The organism is Flavobacterium amylolyticum, from assembly GCF_048284335.1.
In the GTDB taxonomy this organism is placed as follows: domain Bacteria; phylum Bacteroidota; class Bacteroidia; order Flavobacteriales; family Flavobacteriaceae; genus Flavobacterium.
Window position 1 is genome coordinate 268,226 of the sequence record NZ_JBLVPG010000004.1, and the last position, 17,370, is coordinate 285,595.

The 17,370-nt window shown below is 33.3% G+C and carries 15 protein-coding genes and 1 other RNA gene; 11 read left to right on the top strand and 5 right to left on the bottom strand.

The genetic code is table 11. The features are described from left to right. Positions 1 to 37 precede the first annotated feature (37 nt). Positions 38 to 1,426 carry a phosphoglucosamine mutase gene (glmM, locus tag ACNQF9_RS14225; RefSeq protein ID WP_417990467.1) on the bottom strand — a complete coding sequence of 463 codons (1,389 nt, stop codon included), beginning with the start codon at positions 1,424 to 1,426 and terminating at the stop codon, positions 38 to 40. 119 nt (positions 1,427 to 1,545) lie between these two features. Here glmM and ACNQF9_RS14230 point away from each other — a divergent pair, with 119 nt between their 5' ends. From ACNQF9_RS14230 to ACNQF9_RS14250, 5 genes are read left to right on the top strand one after another with little or no spacing between them, the layout of a single operon-like run. Continuing rightward, positions 1,546 to 2,130 (top strand): acyl carrier protein phosphodiesterase, encoded by a 585-nt coding sequence (locus ACNQF9_RS14230; protein WP_417961685.1) that lies wholly within the window; start codon positions 1,546 to 1,548, stop codon positions 2,128 to 2,130. After that, a complete protein-coding gene (gene ggt, locus ACNQF9_RS14235) occupies positions 2,127 to 3,812 on the top strand; it encodes a gamma-glutamyltransferase (RefSeq protein WP_417990468.1) in 1,686 nt (561 codons plus the stop codon). Before ACNQF9_RS14230 ends, ggt (ACNQF9_RS14235) begins: the two co-directional genes overlap by 4 nt. A gap of 15 nt (positions 3,813 to 3,827) precedes the next feature. Beyond that, positions 3,828 to 5,513, top strand: coding sequence for a gamma-glutamyltransferase (gene ggt, locus ACNQF9_RS14240; RefSeq protein ID WP_417990469.1), 1,686 nt, complete (start codon positions 3,828 to 3,830; stop codon positions 5,511 to 5,513). Positions 5,514 to 5,533: 20 nt separating this feature from the next. Next, positions 5,534 to 6,202 (top strand): DNA alkylation repair protein, encoded by a 669-nt coding sequence (locus ACNQF9_RS14245; protein ID WP_417961691.1) that lies wholly within the window; start codon positions 5,534 to 5,536, stop codon positions 6,200 to 6,202. 43 nt (positions 6,203 to 6,245) lie between these two features. Beyond that, entirely contained in the window at positions 6,246 to 8,030 is a 1,785-nt protein-coding gene (locus ACNQF9_RS14250; RefSeq protein WP_417961693.1) for a chloride channel protein, read from the top strand. Positions 8,031 to 8,088: 58 nt separating this feature from the next. Here ACNQF9_RS14250 and rnpB read toward each other — a convergent pair. Continuing rightward, positions 8,089 to 8,408, bottom strand: an RNA gene (gene rnpB, locus ACNQF9_RS14255) — RNase P RNA component class A. Positions 8,409 to 8,529: 121 nt separating this feature from the next. On the opposite strand from rnpB, the gene ACNQF9_RS14260 reads away from it, so the two are divergent. From ACNQF9_RS14260 to ACNQF9_RS14285, 6 genes are all read left to right on the top strand, one after another. Further along, a complete protein-coding gene (locus ACNQF9_RS14260) occupies positions 8,530 to 8,838 on the top strand; it encodes a hypothetical protein (protein ID WP_417990470.1) in 309 nt (102 codons plus the stop codon). Between the two features lie 64 nt (positions 8,839 to 8,902). Beyond that, on the top strand, positions 8,903 to 10,015 hold the full coding sequence (locus tag ACNQF9_RS14265) for a class I SAM-dependent methyltransferase (RefSeq protein ID WP_417961697.1): 1,113 nt from the start codon (positions 8,903 to 8,905) through the stop codon (positions 10,013 to 10,015). A 160-nt stretch (positions 10,016 to 10,175) separates the two neighbouring features. Continuing rightward, on the top strand, positions 10,176 to 10,487 hold the full coding sequence (locus ACNQF9_RS14270) for a hypothetical protein (protein WP_417961699.1): 312 nt from the start codon (positions 10,176 to 10,178) through the stop codon (positions 10,485 to 10,487). Positions 10,488 to 10,502: 15 nt separating this feature from the next. Continuing rightward, a complete protein-coding gene (locus ACNQF9_RS14275) occupies positions 10,503 to 11,561 on the top strand; it encodes a DNA topoisomerase IB (RefSeq protein WP_417961701.1) in 1,059 nt (352 codons plus the stop codon). Positions 11,562 to 11,694: 133 nt separating this feature from the next. Continuing rightward, positions 11,695 to 12,780, top strand: a complete 1,086-nt coding sequence (gene dnaX / locus ACNQF9_RS14280; protein WP_417961703.1) for a DNA polymerase III subunit gamma/tau — start codon at positions 11,695 to 11,697, stop codon at positions 12,778 to 12,780. Between the two features lie 38 nt (positions 12,781 to 12,818). Next, positions 12,819 to 13,421, top strand: coding sequence for a DNA polymerase III subunit gamma/tau (locus ACNQF9_RS14285; protein WP_417961705.1), 603 nt, complete (start codon positions 12,819 to 12,821; stop codon positions 13,419 to 13,421). A gap of 17 nt (positions 13,422 to 13,438) precedes the next feature. Here ACNQF9_RS14285 and ACNQF9_RS14290 read toward each other — a convergent pair whose 3' ends face one another. The 3 genes from ACNQF9_RS14290 to ACNQF9_RS14300 all read right to left on the bottom strand — a co-directional run bounded on the left by ACNQF9_RS14290 (position 13,439) and on the right by ACNQF9_RS14300 (position 16,995). Next, positions 13,439 to 14,329 (bottom strand): Ppx/GppA phosphatase family protein, encoded by an 891-nt coding sequence (locus ACNQF9_RS14290; protein ID WP_417961707.1) that lies wholly within the window; start codon positions 14,327 to 14,329, stop codon positions 13,439 to 13,441. Between the two features lie 96 nt (positions 14,330 to 14,425). Beyond that, on the bottom strand, positions 14,426 to 16,513 hold the full coding sequence (ppk1, locus tag ACNQF9_RS14295; RefSeq protein ID WP_417961709.1) for a polyphosphate kinase 1: 2,088 nt from the start codon (positions 16,511 to 16,513) through the stop codon (positions 14,426 to 14,428). After that, complete coding sequence (locus ACNQF9_RS14300) at positions 16,510 to 16,995, bottom strand: SixA phosphatase family protein (protein WP_417961711.1); 486 nt, start codon at positions 16,993 to 16,995, stop codon at positions 16,510 to 16,512. Before ACNQF9_RS14300 ends, ppk1 begins: the two co-directional genes overlap by 4 nt. Between the last annotated feature and the right edge of the window lie 375 nt (positions 16,996 to 17,370).

Here is a 17,370-nt window from a genome sequence, read left to right on the forward strand (position 1 = left end):
AATTTGAAAGGGTTTAGTTCTTGAAAGAAAAGAGATATTATATACCTGCCACAGCTCTTATTTCGTCTATAATTCTTAGTGCTAAAGTATCTGCTTTTTCTTGAGAAGCCGCTTCGGTGTAAATACGAATTATTGGTTCCGTATTCGATTTTCTTAGGTGAACCCAATTTTCAGCAAAATCAATTTTTACGCCGTCAACAGTGGTTATGTCTTCATTTTTATATTTCTCTGTCATGGCAACAAGAATCGCATCAACATCAATTTGTGGTGTCAATTCAATTTTATTTTTGCTCATATAATATTCAGGATACGAAGCTCGCAAAGCAGAAACTGTCATTTTTTTGTTGGCCAAATGCGTCAAAAATAAGGCTACACCTACCAAACTATCACGTCCGTAATGCAATTCTGGATAAATGATACCGCCGTTTCCTTCACCACCGATTACTGCATTATTTTTTTTCATCAATTCTACTACATTCACCTCACCTACCGCACTGGCTTCATAGCTTCCGTTATGTAAGTTGGTAACATCACGCAAGGCACGAGAAGAAGACATATTTGAAACGGTGTTTCCTGGTGTTTTACTCAAAACATAATCGGCACAAGCCACCAAGGTATATTCCTCTCCAAACATTTCACCGTCTTCACAAATGAAAGCCAAACGATCCACATCGGGATCTACCACGATACCTAAATCGGCTTTTTCTTTAACTACTAATTCTGAAATATCCGTCAAATGTTCTTTTAAAGGTTCCGGATTGTGCGGGAAATGACCGTTAGGTTCACAGTATAATTCTACTACTTCAACGCCCAGTAATTCCAGTAATCTTGGAATAATAATTCCCCCTGAAGAATTTACACCATCAACCACTACTTTGAATTTAGCTGCTTTTACTGCATCCACATCCACTAATGGTAAATTCAAGACTTCATCAATATGTATATCCATATAGGCATCGTTAATCATAATGACTCCTAAATCATCTACATCCGAAAAATGAAAAGCTTCCGCTTCTGCAATTTCAAGAATTTTAAGCCCTTCTTCTCCATTCAGGAATTCTCCTTTTTCATTCAATAATTTCAAGGCATTCCATTGTTTAGGATTGTGCGAAGCAGTAAGGATAATTCCACCCTCGGCTTTTTCTAAAGGCACTGCCACTTCAACCGTAGGTGTAGTAGACAGACCTAAATCAATCACATCAATTCCTAAACCAATTAAAGTATTCACCACCAAGTTATGAATCATTGGTCCTGAAATCCGGGCATCACGACCTACAACAACCGTAATTTTTTCTTTTCCGATATACTTTTTTAGCCAAGTTCCGTACGCTGAAGCAAATTTTACCGCGTCAACAGGCGTCAGGTTATCCCCAACTTTTCCTCCTATTGTTCCCCGAATTCCTGATATTGATTTTATTAAAGTCATTGATTCTTGTTTTAAATTTTGTATTATAAAGTATAAATTGCTTACAAATATAATAATTGACACTTTATAAAAGTCATTTAGAATTCAAAATTCATCATTTAAATACCTAAATTAGGCGAATGAATTTTCTAGCACACATCTATCTTTCCGGTGATAATGATTTAATCAAAATTGGCAATTTCATGGCTGACGGAATTCGTGGAAAACATTTTGAAAGTTACCCTTTAGAAATTCAAAAAGGAATTATCCTGCATCGCGCCATTGATACTTTTACTGATGCGCATCCCGTTTTTAGACAAAGTACCAAAAGGTTACATGAAAATTACCACCATTATGCCGGTGTAATTGTAGATGTTTTTTACGATCATTTTTTGGCTAAAAACTGGAGTATTTATTCTGATGAAAAACTAGACCATTTTGTACAACGTTTTTACCGATCTTTACAAGATAACCATATCAATTTATCCGAAAGAACTAAAGGAATGTTGCCCTATATGATTGAACACAATTGGTTAGTGAGCTATCAAACGGTAGACGGAATTAATCGAATTTTGACACAAATGGACCAACGCACTAAAAACGAATCGAAAATGCGATTTGCGACCAATGAACTTTCTGAATTTTATATAGAATTCGAAAAAGAGTTTACTAATTTCTTCCAAGAATTAATCCAATTTTCGAATACTAAAATAATGACTTTATGAAAAAAATACTTTTTCTACTTGCCTTTGCCGTTTTGGGTTGCAAATCGAATGAAAAAACTGTTGAACCAACTGGTTTAGTAACTTCAAAAGCCATGGTCGTTTCGGCGAGAGAAGAAGCTTCACAAATTGGAGTTGAAATCATGAAAAAAGGCGGAAACGCTTTTGATGCTATGGTAGCGACTGAACTAGCTTTGGCGGTTTCACATCCACAGGCGGGAAATATTGGCGGAGGTGGTTTCATGGTTTTTAGAAAAGCAAATGGTGAAACCGGTGCAATTGACTATAGAGAAAAAGCACCTTTGGCAGCGTCAAAAGATATGTTTCTGGACGAAAAAGGAAATGTAATCGAGGGAAAAAGCAGAGAAACCGCTTTGGCATCCGGAATTCCGGGTACTGTTGCAGGAATTTTCGAAGTACACAAAAAATACGGTTCTTTACCGATAAGTGAAATCCTAAAACCCGTAATTGCCTTGGCTGAAAGAGGCGTTGTTGTCACTAAATTTCAAGCCGAAAGCTTGGCATATTATAGAGCTTCCTTTATAAAAAGCAATGGTAAAAACAGTTTATTTTCTAAAGTATATAAAGAAAATGACACTATAAAATACGTCGCTTTAGCGGCAACATTAAAAAGAATTGCCAAAAACGGTCGGGATGAATTTTACAAAGGGGAAAGTGCTCAAAGGTTAGTAGCTTTTCTCGTTAAAAAGGGCGGAAATGCTACGTTAGAGGATTTAAATAGTTATGATGCCAAATGGAGAACTCCAATTACTTTTCAGTATAAAAATTTAAAAATCACCTCGATGTCGCCACCCAGTAGTGGCGGAATTTGTTTGAATCAAATCATGAAAATGATTGAGCCTTTCAACCTTTCACAAATGGGCCACAACAGCCTAAAAACGATTCAGGTAATTACAGAAGCAGAACGAAGAGCCTATGCCGACAGGAATTATTTTTTGGGTGATCCAGATTTTGTAAAACTTCCTATAAAAGAATTACTAAGTCCATCCTATTTAGAACAAAGAATGAGTAATTTTTCATTCGATAAAGCTTCTAGATCCTCGGATATTGCCCATGGAGAAATTAAAGGTTACGAAAGCAAACAAACCACACATTATTCTATTGTAGATTCAAAAGGTAATGCAGTATCAGTAACTACTACTTTGAATGATAATTATGGTTCTAAAATATATTGCGACGAATTGGGGTTCTTTTTGAATAATCAAATGGATGATTTCAGTGCCAAACCAGGAGTGCCGAACTTATATGGATTGACAGGAAGTACCGCTAACAGTATTATACCGGGAAAAAGAATGTTGAGTTCCATGACACCAACCATTGTCGAAAAAAATGATAAACTGTTCATGGTTTTGGGTACTCCAGGAGGTTCAACCATAATCACATCGGTTTTACAGACAATATTAAATGTATATGAATTTAATATGAGCATGCAAGAAGCAGTAAATGCTCCACGTTTTCACCATCAATGGTTACCCGATGAAATTACGTTTGAACCCAATTCCTTCTCTAAGGATGTATTGGAAAACTTAAAGAAAAAAGGATATTTCATCAATGAAAAAAACAAAGAAATTATTGGTGAAGTTGATGCAATATTAGTTTTACAGGATGGCAAACTCGAAGGTGGTGCTGATAAAAGAGGAGATAACAAAGCCGTTGGTTTTTAAATTTATAATATTCGAATGAAAAAAATTATTATTCTATTGAGTGTTCTTTCTATTGGTTGTAAAACCCAAAACGTTATGGTTAAGCCCACAGGATTGGTTGCCGATAAAGCCATGGTAGTTTCGGCACGTGAAGAAGCTTCAAAAATTGGAGTTGAAATTATGAGAAAAGGAGGCAATGCTTTTGATGCGATGGTGGCAACCGAATTGGCTCTTGCAGTAGCGTACCCTTTTGCTGGAAATCTTGGCGGTGGCGGTTTTATGGTGTATCGAAAAGCTAACGGAGAAATTGGGTCATTAGATTACCGAGAAAAAGCACCATTGGCAGCTACAAAAGATATGTTTCTTGACGAAAAAGGAAACGTCATAAAAGGAAAAAGTACTGAATCTCCCCTAGCTATAGGAGTTCCCGGAACCATAGCCGGCGTTTTTGCTGTTCATGAAAAACTAGGTTCATTGCCTATTGAAGAAATCCTCAAACCGGTGATTGCATTAGCCGAAAGAGGTGTTGTTGTTACCAAAAAACAAGAAGATCGATTGGCTACTTATCGAGATAAAATTATAAAAGTAAATGGTGACAAAACGCTATTTGCAACTGCTTTTAAAGAAAATGATGTTATACAATATCCTGCGCTGGCTGCTACATTGAAAAGGATTTCAAAAAATGGCAGAGCTGAATTTTACAAAGGGGAAACCGCTAAAACATTAGTTAAATACCTGCAAAAAAAAGGAGCCATAATCACTTTGGAAGATTTGGCTCAATACGAAGCCAAATGGAGAACGCCACTCACTTTTGATTATAAAGATCTAAAGGTGATTTCTATGCCTCCACCTAGCAGTGGCGGAATATGTCTGGCTGAAATATTCAAAATGATAGCACCTTATGATTTGGCTAAAATAGGACATAATTCAACAGAAGCCATTCAAGTTATTGTAGAAGCGGAAAGAAGAGCCTATGCAGACCGAAGTTATTATCTGGGTGATCCTGATTTTGTAAAAATTCCTTTGAAAGCATTAATGGCAGATGATTATTTAAAACAAAGAATGTCGGATTTTAGTTTTGACAAAGCCACTTTATCGTCGGATATAAAAGAAGGAAAAGTTACTTATAATGAAAGTACAGAGACTACTCATTACTCGATTATCGATCAGTTTGGTAATGCAGTTTCGTCAACTACAACATTAAATGATGGGTACGGGTCCAAATATTATTGTGATGAATTGGGATTTTTTCTCAACAATGAAATGGATGATTTCAGTGCCAAACCAGGTGAACCCAATATGTTTGGATTGGTCGGAAATGAAGCCAATAGTATTGCACCTCAAAAACGAATGTTGAGTTCCATGACGCCGACTATTGTGGAGAAAAACGGAAAATTATTTATGGTTGTGGGTTCGCCGGGCGGTTCAACCATTATCACATCAGTATTGCAAACCATATTAAATGTTTATGAGCATCGTTTCAGCATGCAACAAGCAGTAAATGCACCTCGTTTTCACCACCAATGGCTACCGGATTTAATTACTTTTGAACCCAATACATTTGATACTACAACCTTAGAAACCTTAAAAGCAAAAGGATATCTCATTAATGAAAAAACGACACCTGTTATAGGAAAAGTAGATGCAATATTAGTTTTACCAAATCAAAAACTGGAAGGTGGTGCTGATTTTAGAGGAGATGATAAAGCGATGGGTTTTTAAAAGAATTGAAATTAAAATTTATGAATTTTATTACAGCATTAGAAAACGCTTTTAAACAAAATAAGAATCCGGAAAATGCTTTTGCCATGGCAAAATACATGAAGAATAATTTTTCTTTTTTTGGAATAAAAACGGAAGAACGAAGACGTCTTTTTATAGCAATTTGGAAAGAGAACAAACCAGAGGTTGCAACAAATACGGCAGAAATTGCAGTAGCTTTATATTCAAAAAACGAACGGGAATTTCATTATTGTGCCATTGAAATTTTGATAAAAGAACGCAAAGGAAATTATAAGAAAGAAGATATTCAACTGATAGAAAAACTGATAGTGAAAAATTCATGGTGGGACAGTGTGGATACCATTGCGAAATACATTTTAGGAGAGTATTTATTGGAATTTCCATTGGAGACAAAAAACGTAATGGAACGATTTTCAAATTCAGAGAATATGTGGTTGAACCGAAGTGCTATTTTATTTCAATTAGGGTATAAACAAAAAACAGATGGTGCTCTTCTCTTTTATGCATGCTTAAAACAAGCACATTCGAAAGAATTTTTTATCCAAAAAGCAATTGGCTGGGCATTACGGGAATATGCAAAAACCAATCCTGAAGTTGTGAAACTATTTGTTTTCAGAAATAATTTAAAACCATTAAGCACAAAAGAAGCTTTAAAAAACATTTGTTAGGACTAAAATAATAGTAGTTTTGCACCCCTTTTAAAAAATTATAATGTTCAAAAAATATATATCCAAATTAGAAGTAATAATCGCCGTAGCGCAATCCTTATTAACTCCAAAACAGTTTATATTTTTATCCGCCGTTTTAGTTGGTATTTCATCTGCATTTGCCGTAATCGTTTTAAAGACTTTTGCCCATTGGGTTTTTTCTTTTGCTACTTACATAAGTAGTATTTTGAAATTAGGTTTCATCAATAGTATCTTACCAATAATAGGAATTTTACTTACCGTTTTTGTTATCAAAAGAGTTTTGGGTGGCACGATACAAAAAGGAACTTCACAGATTTTATATGCCGTAGCCAAAAAAGCGAGTATTATTCCGAAAAAGCAAATGTATGCCCAGATCATCACAAGCTCACTAACTGTTGGTTTGGGAGGTTCAGCAGGTTTAGAAAGTCCTATTGTTATTACTGGTGCCGCATTTGGATCTAATTATGCCCAAAAATATAAATTGAGTTACAAAGACCGAACTTTACTGATAGGTTGTGGAGTGGCAGCAGGAATTGCCGCTGCTTTTAATGCACCAATTGCAGGAGTATTGTTTGCTATAGAAGTGTTATTGGTTGATGTAAGTATTGCTGCCTTTACACCCATTATGATTGCAGCAGCAACCGGTGCTTTAGTTTCTGTCATTGCATTGGATGAAGCAATTCTTTTATCCTTTAAACAACAGCAAAATTTTGATTATCACAATATTATTTTCTATATCGTATTAGGTCTGCTCACTGGATTCATTTCAGTTTATTATTCCCGTAATTTTCAAAGAGTAGAACATTTTTTTGCCCGACTTAAGCTCTCTCCCTATAAAAAAGCGTTATTTGGTTCTTCAATTTTAGCCATCCTTATTTTTATTTTTCCAACACTTTTTGGGGAAGGATATGAAAGTATTAAAACATTATCTGATAATGATCCGGGCCAATTATTGGAGAATACATTATTCAGCAGTTTTAGAAATAACAGTTGGGCCCTTTTACTTTTTGTGGGTTGCACAATGATGATAAAGGTTTTTGCGACAGGAATTACATTAGGCAGTGGCGGTAATGGTGGTAATTTTGCTCCTTCGCTTTTTCTGGGTTCGTATGTTGGTTTTTTCTTTTCTAAACTTTTAAATCTAACGGGGCTTACAAAATTACCCGTAAGTAATTTTACATTGGTAGGGATGGCAGGGATTTTAAGTGGATTGTTTCATGCGCCTTTAACAGCGATTTTTCTTATTGCTGAAATTACGGGCGGCTATAACTTAATGATTCCCCTTATGATTGTTTCTTCAATCAGTTTTGCTATTTCTAAACGTTTTGAGAAACATTCAATGGATGTAAAAAATCTGGCACAAAAAGGACATGCATTCACCAGTAATAAAGATACCAATGTCCTCTCTACATTAGAGACAAATTCCATCATTCAAACTGATTTTTTGACTATTGCCCCCGATGAGAATTTAGAAAAATTAGTAGATTTAATTTCCCATTCCTATCAAGTCATATTTGCAGTTGTCGATGACGAAAATAAACTTCTAGGAATTGTACATTTTAATACCATTCGGGAAATAATATTTAACACTTATAGGGTTAAATACACTCTGGTAAAAGAAATTATGATGAAGCCTATCGAAATTGTCACTCCAGATGACAGTATGGAAACCGTCATGGATAAGTTTGAAAAATCCAAAGTTGCATTTCTTCCGGTACTCAAAAATGATACGTATTATGGGTTTATATCCAAATCTATTGCACTTGAAGCGTATCGATCGAAACTTAAATCAATGACAATAGATTAATTTTAATATTTTAAAAATTAGCCTTTTATTCCAATAAAATTTGATTTGGATTTAAATAAAAAAATGCAGACCTATAAGCCGGATTCTGTCTCCAATAAATTAGAGCCTCATCATTTATCTAGATCCCGCATTACTGCGAGACTCAAGCTATCTACCCTTCAACAACGGACGAGAAGCCCTTAAATGCTGATATACTTGATATTTCACCGCATAGAGTTTACCTGGTTTCACTACAGCATTACCTGTACATACTTTCTGTTGCACTTGTCCTAATCCCGATAAATCGGTACCGACGGGTATTACCCGCTATGCTTCCCTTTGGTGTCCGGACTTTCCTCCTTTTTGATTACTCAAAACGGCGATAAGGCGGTCTGCGCTGCGAAATTACACTATTTTTTTGTGTAACACTATTTAAGGCTATTTAGTTTAACGACCTTTTTATAATGACTTAATAATAAATTAGTTACCTTTATATAGAACAATTAATCTATCGTTTTTTATGAAACCAACTTATCATTACACCACCGTTTTGGAAGCTTTAGAGGATTTAAAAGAAAAAGGTTTTACCTATGATTTTAATATTCATCAAGAAGACATTAAAACAAATCCACACAATTATGAAGTAAATCATGTATACCGCTATGAAGGTGATACTGATCCAGCAGAAGAATCTGTGGTCTATGGAATAACTTCAAATGCAGGTATAAAAGGGGTTTTTGTAGCGGGATTTTCAGCTAATTCAGATAATGATGCAGCACTTTTTTTAGAAAAATTATGTATCGATGGAGCAGGACAATGCAAACTTTAATGTATACAACATCAATTCTTTAAGCATAAATTTATTTTGAATTCTTATAAATTATTTTAGCGCGATGCACTTATCCGAAATAATAATACAGCGAATCAAAAAAGAAGGACCACTGTCTTTTAAAAATTTTATGGAAATGGCATTGTATTATCCAGAATTAGGCTATTACAGTGCCCCACAAAATAAAATTGGAGCCGATGGAGATTTTTACACGAGCCCATATATTTCAGCTGATTTTGGAGCCATGATCGGGCGCCAAATTGAAGAGATGTGGAATAATTTAGGTAAAGGACCATTTAAGATTATTGAATATGGTGCTGGTACCGGTTTGTTGTGTCATGATATTTTAGATTATCTCAAAAATAATAATGCTTTATATAATTCATTAAGCTATTGTATTATTGAAAAAAGTGTTAGCATGCGCGAAATTGAAAAGCGACATTTGAAAGAAAAAGTCAGTTGGTACAACTCTATTCAAGATATTCCTACAATTAACGGCTGTATTTTATCAAATGAATTAATTGATAATTTTTCTGTGCATCAGGTTATTATGGAAGAAGAACTTAAAGAAATATTTGTAGATTATAAAGAAGATTTTGTTGAAGTTTTAAAACCTGCCAGTAAAGAACTAATTGATTATTTTGAAACATTAAAGGTAGAATTACCTAAAGGTTTTCGGGCAGAAGTCAATTTACAAGCCGTATCTTGGATAAAAGAAGTTTCTCGTTGCTTACAAAAAGGATACATTATTACCATCGATTATGGATCTCTATCCTCTGAATTATACACTAGTCGTCGAAGTTGCGGTACATTATTGTGTTATCACAAACATCAAAAAAACGACAATCCCTATCAATTTATTGGACAACAAGACATAACTACACATGTCAATTTTTCTGCTTTATCCCAATGGGGTTTAGAATATGGAATTGAGTGTTGCGGAATAGTAGATCAAGCACAATTTTTATTAGGTTTAGGCATCAAAGAGTATCAAAATATTACTTTAATGAAACATCAAAATAATTTACAGTTAGCAGCACATGAAGCACTTATGAATTACAGATTATTGGTTGATATGGGGATAAAATTTAAAGTTTTGATTCAACAAAAAAAAGTACAGAAACACACTTTATCTGGATTGAAGTTTTTAAATTCATCAACAACCCTCTACAATTGAGAATGATGAAATAAACATTCTCACAGCGCATAATTAATTATGACAAAACCAAAAAATAAAACTAAAAAATTTTACAATACTTACCTATAATTATGTAAATATTTATACCTAATCTCACTTTATCTTTAATTAAATAAAATAAACTCCTAAAAAAAATATCATGGACAAGCGAATGTATCATTATGCGACTGTTTCTAAAGCATTAGAAGAATTAAAAGAAAAGGGATTTACAATCGATTTTAACGTTCAAGAAAAAAGGATAATTGACAGTCCAGATGATTTTGAAATTGTGCATCTGTATCGGTATGAAGGAGAAAGTGATCCTGGAGATGAAGCTACCGTTTTTGGCATAAAATCCAGTACTGGAGAAAAAGGTGTTTTTGTAGCAGGACTGTCTTCATTTGCTGATAATAGTGCCGCAATGGTTTTAAATGAACTGACAATTAAAGGAAGAGAAAATCGTCCTGAATAATAGTACAATAGTACAATGAACCGCTTACAATCTAAGCTAGAAAAAATAGGAAGGGATCCCATAATTACAGCAAAAGCAGTAAGCCTGCGCTATTGTGTAAATTATAGTAAGGGGTATTTTAGAATTAAAAATAAAAATACCTATCATTATATTGATCAAAATAAAAATTCAATTAATGATCCTGAAATCTTAACCCGAATTTCAAAATTAGTACTTCCGCCCGCATGGGAAAACGTATGGATTTCACCTTATGAAAACGGCCATTTACAAGCTACAGGCATTGACTCTAAAGGAAGAAAACAGTATCGGTATCATAACCAATGGAACAAAATTAGAAATCAGTCTAAATTTTATCGCATTCAAAGTTTTGCTGTAGCCTTACCTTTGATTCGGAAACAGGTGGAACAAGATTTAAAAAATAAAAATTTAACTTACGAAAAGGTTATTGCGCTGGTAATAAAATTAATAGAGATTACTAATATTCGTATTGGAAATGAAACATACAAAAAATTATACGGGTCCTTTGGACTAACTACTTTACAAGACAGACATGTCGGCTTTCAAAATTCAAAAATTAGATTTGAATTTACAGGCAAAAAAGGTGTCAAGCACAAAATCAATTTAATAAGTAAAAAATTAGCAACATTAGTCCAAAAATGTAAAGATATTCCCGGACAAGATTTATTCCAATACTATGACCTGCAAGGAAAGCATCATACAATTGGTTCGGCAGATGTAAATAACTACTTAAAAAGTATCACAAACCAAGATTTTACGGCCAAAGATTTTCGAGTTTGGTCCGGAAGCGTTAACGCATTAAGTGCGTTCCAACAATTAAAACCACCTGTAAATCAAATAGAATCTAAACGCAAAATAATCGAAGTAATTGATGAAGTTGCATTAAAACTGGGCAATACAAGATCGGTTTGTAAAAAATATTATGTTCATCCAACAGTTATTGCTGCATTCGAAAAAGGATCTATTTGGCAATACAAATCCAAAAAAATTAATGTTAAATTCCTACCCGAAGAATACGCGCTACTCAAACTACTTGATAAAGAAATAATTGCGTAAGTCTAAGATTAATTTTTATAAAATCTATTTTTAATTTTTGATGTTCAATCATTTAATTCTGGTTACATTTTTTGTTATTGGGAACTTGTTATTTGACTTACCAAAACCTATATTTGTGGTCGAATTAATTTCTATGGAACAATTTGTTGTATCGGCACGTAAATATCGACCTCAAACATTTAAAGATGTTGTAGGACAAAAAGCCATTACTAATACTCTGCTAAATGCCATAGAAAGCAACCATCTTGCTTCTGCACTTTTATTCACAGGACCACGTGGTGTTGGCAAAACAACTTGTGCCCGTATTTTAGCGCGAAAAATCAATCAACCGGGTTATGATGATCCGAATGAAGATTTTGCCTTTAATGTTTTCGAATTAGATGCTGCCTCCAACAACTCTGTTGATGACATCCGAAATCTAATTGATCAGGTTCGTATTCCGCCACAAACAGGACAATACAAAGTATATATTATTGATGAGGTTCACATGTTGTCCTCTGCAGCTTTCAATGCATTTTTGAAAACATTAGAGGAGCCTCCAAAACATGCCATTTTTATTTTGGCTACGACCGAAAAACATAAAATCATTCCAACAATACTTTCTCGTTGTCAGATATTTGATTTTAAAAGAATTACGGTAAAAGATGCGAAAGAACATCTTGCCGAAGTAGCTACCAGTCAAGGTGTAAATTTTGAAGATGATGCTTTACACATCATTGCTCAAAAAGCAGATGGCGCCATGCGTGATGCTTTGTCTATTTTTGACCGAGTAGTTTCATTTTGTGGTAAAGACCTAACACGCCAGGCCGTTACGGAAAACTTGAATGTGTTAGATTATGAAACCTATATTAATATTACTGATTTAGTTCTGGAAAACAAAATTCCGGAATTATTGATGGCTTTCAACGATATTCTTGCCAAAGGTTTTGATGCGCATCATTTTGTATCTGGATTGGCATCGCATTTTAGAGACTTACTGGTTTCTAAAACCCCTGCTACTTTATCGTTATTAGAAGTGGGAGAACAAGCACAACACATGTACGGTGTTCAAGCACAAAAATGCAGTCAGGACTTTTTATTAAAAGGTATCGAAATAGCAAATGACTGTGATTTAAAATACAAACTGAGCCAAAATCAACGTCTTCTAGTTGAATTATGTTTAATGCAACTTGCCTCTATCACTTTTGATGGAGAAAAAAAAAAGTTGACCAATTTATAATTCCGCCTACTTATTTTAGAAAAAACGATTACTCTATTGTGGAGAGTCCAAAGGCTAAGGTAGAAAGTAACATCAAGATTTCAGTTACAGAAAAAGAGTCTACAATTCCAATTATTGTACCTACTATTGAAGTTTTAATTCCTTTAGTAAAAATTGATCTTCCGTTTTCAAATGAACCCAAGGTATCTGCATTTTCGCTGTCAAGTATTCGTGCCAAAAAAGCATTAGAAGAAAGCAATAAAGGAATTGTAAAAGAAGTGCTGCATTTGCCTACTGAATCTTTTACAGAGACGGAAATGTTATTACAATGGAACAAATATGCGCAACGTTTAGGAGACAAGGGTTATAAAATTATGGAATCGTTATTACTCATCAACGACCCTAAATTAAATGGAAATGCCATCACAATTGAATTACCTAATGAAGGTTCAAAATTAGATTTTGAAAAAGAATTAAATGGACTATTAGGATATTTAAAAGGACATTTACACAATCATGATATAACTATTAAGGTTATTGTAAATGAAAGTTATGAAAACAAACGAAGCTTCAACGACCAAGACAGATACAACAGGCTACATGAAATAAATCCAAATATTGAACTATTACGAACAACATTTGGATTAGATTTAGACGCATAATCTAATACATTAAAAAATTAAATTTTATTATAATACATCGCTTTTACAATACCATCTGATAGCCCAATTTTTGGCACGTAAATATTTCGTGCTCCACTCCACTTCATGGCGTTCAGATAAATTCTAATCGCGGGAACAATAACATCGGCACGATCAGGATTTAACCCTAGTTCAGATATTCTTTGCTCGTAAGAAAGAGAATTCAAGAAAGCATATTGAGAATTCATGTATATGTAAGACAAGGGTTTTTCTTGTATTTTGCCTGACATCTTAAATAACTTATTAATATTTCCTCCAGATCCTATCAAAGTAACATCATCGTATTCTTGTGTATTTACTTTAATCCATTTTTCTATTTCATCCCAGACTACATCGCAAACCATATTGTTTAATAGCCGTACTGTTCCTGCTTTAAAGGATCTAGAATTTATCATTCTTCCGTTAGCAAAAAGGGTAAACTCAGTACTACCGCCTCCTACATCTACAAATAGGTATGTTTCATCAGTTTTTAACAAATGATGCAAATCAGTTGAAGCTATTATGGCTGCTTCTTTTTTTCCATCGATAATCTCTATTTTTATATCTGCTTTTTTCTTAATTATTGCTACAACTTCTTTTCCATTATATGCTTCTCGCATGGCTGAAGTAGCAAATGCCATATACCGTTCCACCTTATGAACTTTCATTAAAAGATTAAAAGCTTTCATAGCATCACACATCCTTTCAATATTCTCTTCTGAAATTTCCCCAACTGTAAAAGCATCCTGACCAAGACGAATGGGAACACGAACCAAGGAACTTTTATTAAACTGAGGTTCTTTTCCCTCCTGCTCCACAATATTAGCAATCAGTAAACGCATGGCATTAGAACCTATATCAATTGCAGCATATCTTTTTATTTTAATCATCTTCGTTTCAATTCGTTTATTTCTTTACTAATTATTTTATTCAATCATTAACTATAAAATTAATAAAACACATTACACTCCATTTTGAATAAATAATTATACATCTTCTTCTTTTTGCAATACTACTGTCAGCTTATTTTGATAGTACTTATATGTTTCTAATTGTGCTCTAAAAACAGAATTATGATTTCTAGGACGGTATTTATTATCTAATTTATACGAATGAAAACGGGCTTTTACATTTCCTTTCCAACCGATATCAAAATTATCAATAAGCTCATTTTTTATTTCCTGATCATAAATTGGACAGGTAACTTCAACCCTTCCATCGAGATTTCTAGTCATGAAATCAGCCGATGAAATGTAAACCTCCGTTTGCCCTGCATTTCCAAAAATATAAATCCTGGAATGCTCTAAATAATTATCTACAATACTTATTGCCTCTATATTTTCGCTCATTCCAGGGATTCCAGGAATCAAAGAGCATATTCCTCTCACTTCAAGTTGGACTTTTACACCTGCACTACTGGCTTCATATAATTTATCTATCATTGCAAAGTCAGACAAACTATTCATCTTTAACTTTATATGCGTCTTTCTTCCTGCTAGTGCATGGGTAATTTCTCTATCAATTAACTTTACAAATCGCAATCTGGTATAATGTGGCGAAACAATGAGATGTTTATAGCGATGCACCCTGTAATTAATATCAAAAAACTCAAATATCCTCATAATGTCTTTCAAAATCTGCTGATGACTTGTAAAAAGAGTAACATCAGTATATACTTTAGCGGTAGATTCATTGAAGTTACCGGTTGAAATAAACCCATATCGTTTTATTTTATCATTTTCATTTCTTTCTATGACACATATTTTACTGTGCACTTTAAGGCCCTTTATTCCAAAAATAAGTTCAATTCCTTCTAATTGCATTTGTTCCGCATAAGAAATGTTTGAAGCTTCATCAAAACGAGCTTGTAATTCGATTTGGACAGTTACTTTTTTTCCATTCTTAGCAGCATTTATGAGGGAACTGATGATTTGAGAATTTTTTGCCAATCGATACAATGTAATTTTTATAGAAATTACTTTAGGATCCAAGGCCGCTTCGCGCAAAAACTTGGTGAGATACGAGAAGGATTGATAAGGAGCGTTTAATAAATAATCCTTTTTACTTATTTTCTCCAGCATGCTCCCTTCTAGACTTAGTCCTGGAATTGGCAGTGGATCATTCGTTTGATATAATAAATCATATCTTCCAAGATTTGGAAAATTCATATAATCCCTTCTGTTATGGTATCGTCCACCAGGAATAATACTATCTGTTGAAACAATTTTCATTTTGTCTAGAAAAAATTGTAATGTATCTTCTTCAATTAACTGGTCGTAAATAAAACGCACCGGTTCACCAATTCTTCTGTCTTTTACACTTAATGATATTTTTTCAATCATACTTTTACTTAAATCACTATCAATGTCAAGTTGAGCATCTCTGGTGATTTTTATCATGTGAGCCGAAACACTCTGATAATCAAAAATATTAAAAATATTGCTCAAGTTATGCCTGATTACATCATCCAAAAGGATGATATATTGTTTTTCATTATTGGACGGTAAAACAACAAAGCGGTTGATCGTTTTAGGAATTTCAATTACAGCATATCGTACTTCTGAATTTTTATTCATAACCAATTTGATCGCTAAATATCCAGAAGTATCTTTTAATACTGGAAACTCTGCCAAATCATTTAAGATAATGGTTACTAATTCCGGGCTTACTTTTTGAATAAAAAAATCTTTTAGAAAAATTTCTTGCTCAATAGTAATATCGGTTTCCGTTATAATGAAGATATTTTTAGTCTCTAACTCACTTTCAATAATATTTAAGATTCGTAAACTTTCTGATTGTTGCTGAATAACGATCTCTGTAATATCTTTGACTAATTGTTGAGCTGATATACCACCTAGATATTTTTCCCCTGTTATACCAGTCAAACTTAATCGTCTAATGGCCGCAAAACGAACTCTAAAAAACTCGTCTAAGTTATTTGAAAAAATACCTAAAAAACGCAATCTGTCTAGCAATGGGACTGAGTGATCACCAGCTTCTTGAAGAACTCTAGCGTTGAAAGCCAACCAACTTTTTTCTCTGTCAATATATTTATATTCTAATACTTTATTCATCTTAAATCTTTGGGGAATATTATTTTTTTAATCTTACCTTTCTTTAAATCTTTCCAATTATCAATATCAAATTTTAATGAAACAAAACCAGCTGTAGGAACATTTTCAATATAAATATCTCCAAATTTATTAACAAAATCTGTAATTGCTGCGTTATGACCGAAAATAATAACACTTTCAAAAACATTATTACATGATTTGATAACTTTCTCTAGTTCATTTTCATCAAAAGTATAAAGATCGTCTTTGTAAACGATATTTTCAATGGGATATAAAATATTTTGAGCAAAAATTAAAGCTGTATTGGCTGCTCTTATGGCAGAACTACTCCAAATTATGTATGTTTTAGGAATTAAATCTTTTACATGAGTAGAAACAAGATTAGCATCCTTTACGCCTTGACAAGTCAGCCCCCGTTCCTTATCATGCATTGGAGCTTCCCAACTTGATTTTGCATGGCGAACCAATAGTAAGTTTTTCATTTATGAAAATAATTTTGTGATTAATTAGCAAAAATAATTAGTAACCATTTACAAAACAAAAACGCATATTACCTCTATAAATGTAATCATTACCCTTTTTTGATAAAATCTATTATTGATCTTGATAACTTTCCTGCAAGAAATTCTCCCATGATAATAGAATTGAATATTCTAAAAGGGAATTAATTTTAAATCAGTCGATTATTTAAAATAAAAGAGTACCAAAATATTTTGCTGTTGTTTTTTTTTAAATTTACGCAATTAAATTACAGGAATATTAGTTACTTTTTTTAAAATTTATATTGGTTCCTATTATTAATCAACTGATATAAAATAAAAATCTGCATTTTAAAAAATCATACAGATAATTATCTA

Coding starts and splice junctions, on each gene's coding strand:
- ggt (WP_417990469.1), top strand. CDS start 3,828: ATGAAAAAAATTATTATTCTATTGAGTGTTCTTTCTATTGGTTGTAAA.
- ACNQF9_RS14260 (WP_417990470.1), top strand. CDS start 8,530: ATGAAACCAACTTATCATTACACCACCGTTTTGGAAGCTTTAGAGGAT.
- ACNQF9_RS14230 (WP_417961685.1), top strand. CDS start 1,546: ATGAATTTTCTAGCACACATCTATCTTTCCGGTGATAATGATTTAATC.
- ACNQF9_RS14265 (WP_417961697.1), top strand. CDS start 8,903: ATGCACTTATCCGAAATAATAATACAGCGAATCAAAAAAGAAGGACCA.
- ACNQF9_RS14250 (WP_417961693.1), top strand. CDS start 6,246: ATGTTCAAAAAATATATATCCAAATTAGAAGTAATAATCGCCGTAGCG.
- ACNQF9_RS14245 (WP_417961691.1), top strand. CDS start 5,534: ATGAATTTTATTACAGCATTAGAAAACGCTTTTAAACAAAATAAGAAT.
- ACNQF9_RS14290 (WP_417961707.1), bottom strand. CDS start 14,329: ATGATTAAAATAAAAAGATATGCTGCAATTGATATAGGTTCTAATGCC.
- ACNQF9_RS14300 (WP_417961711.1), bottom strand. CDS start 16,995: ATGAAAAACTTACTATTGGTTCGCCATGCAAAATCAAGTTGGGAAGCT.
- glmM (WP_417990467.1), bottom strand. CDS start 1,426: ATGACTTTAATAAAATCAATATCAGGAATTCGGGGAACAATAGGAGGA.
- ggt (WP_417990468.1), top strand. CDS start 2,127: ATGAAAAAAATACTTTTTCTACTTGCCTTTGCCGTTTTGGGTTGCAAA.
- dnaX (WP_417961703.1), top strand. CDS start 11,695: ATGGAACAATTTGTTGTATCGGCACGTAAATATCGACCTCAAACATTT.
- ACNQF9_RS14270 (WP_417961699.1), top strand. CDS start 10,176: ATGGACAAGCGAATGTATCATTATGCGACTGTTTCTAAAGCATTAGAA.
- ACNQF9_RS14275 (WP_417961701.1), top strand. CDS start 10,503: ATGAACCGCTTACAATCTAAGCTAGAAAAAATAGGAAGGGATCCCATA.
- ppk1 (WP_417961709.1), bottom strand. CDS start 16,513: ATGAATAAAGTATTAGAATATAAATATATTGACAGAGAAAAAAGTTGG.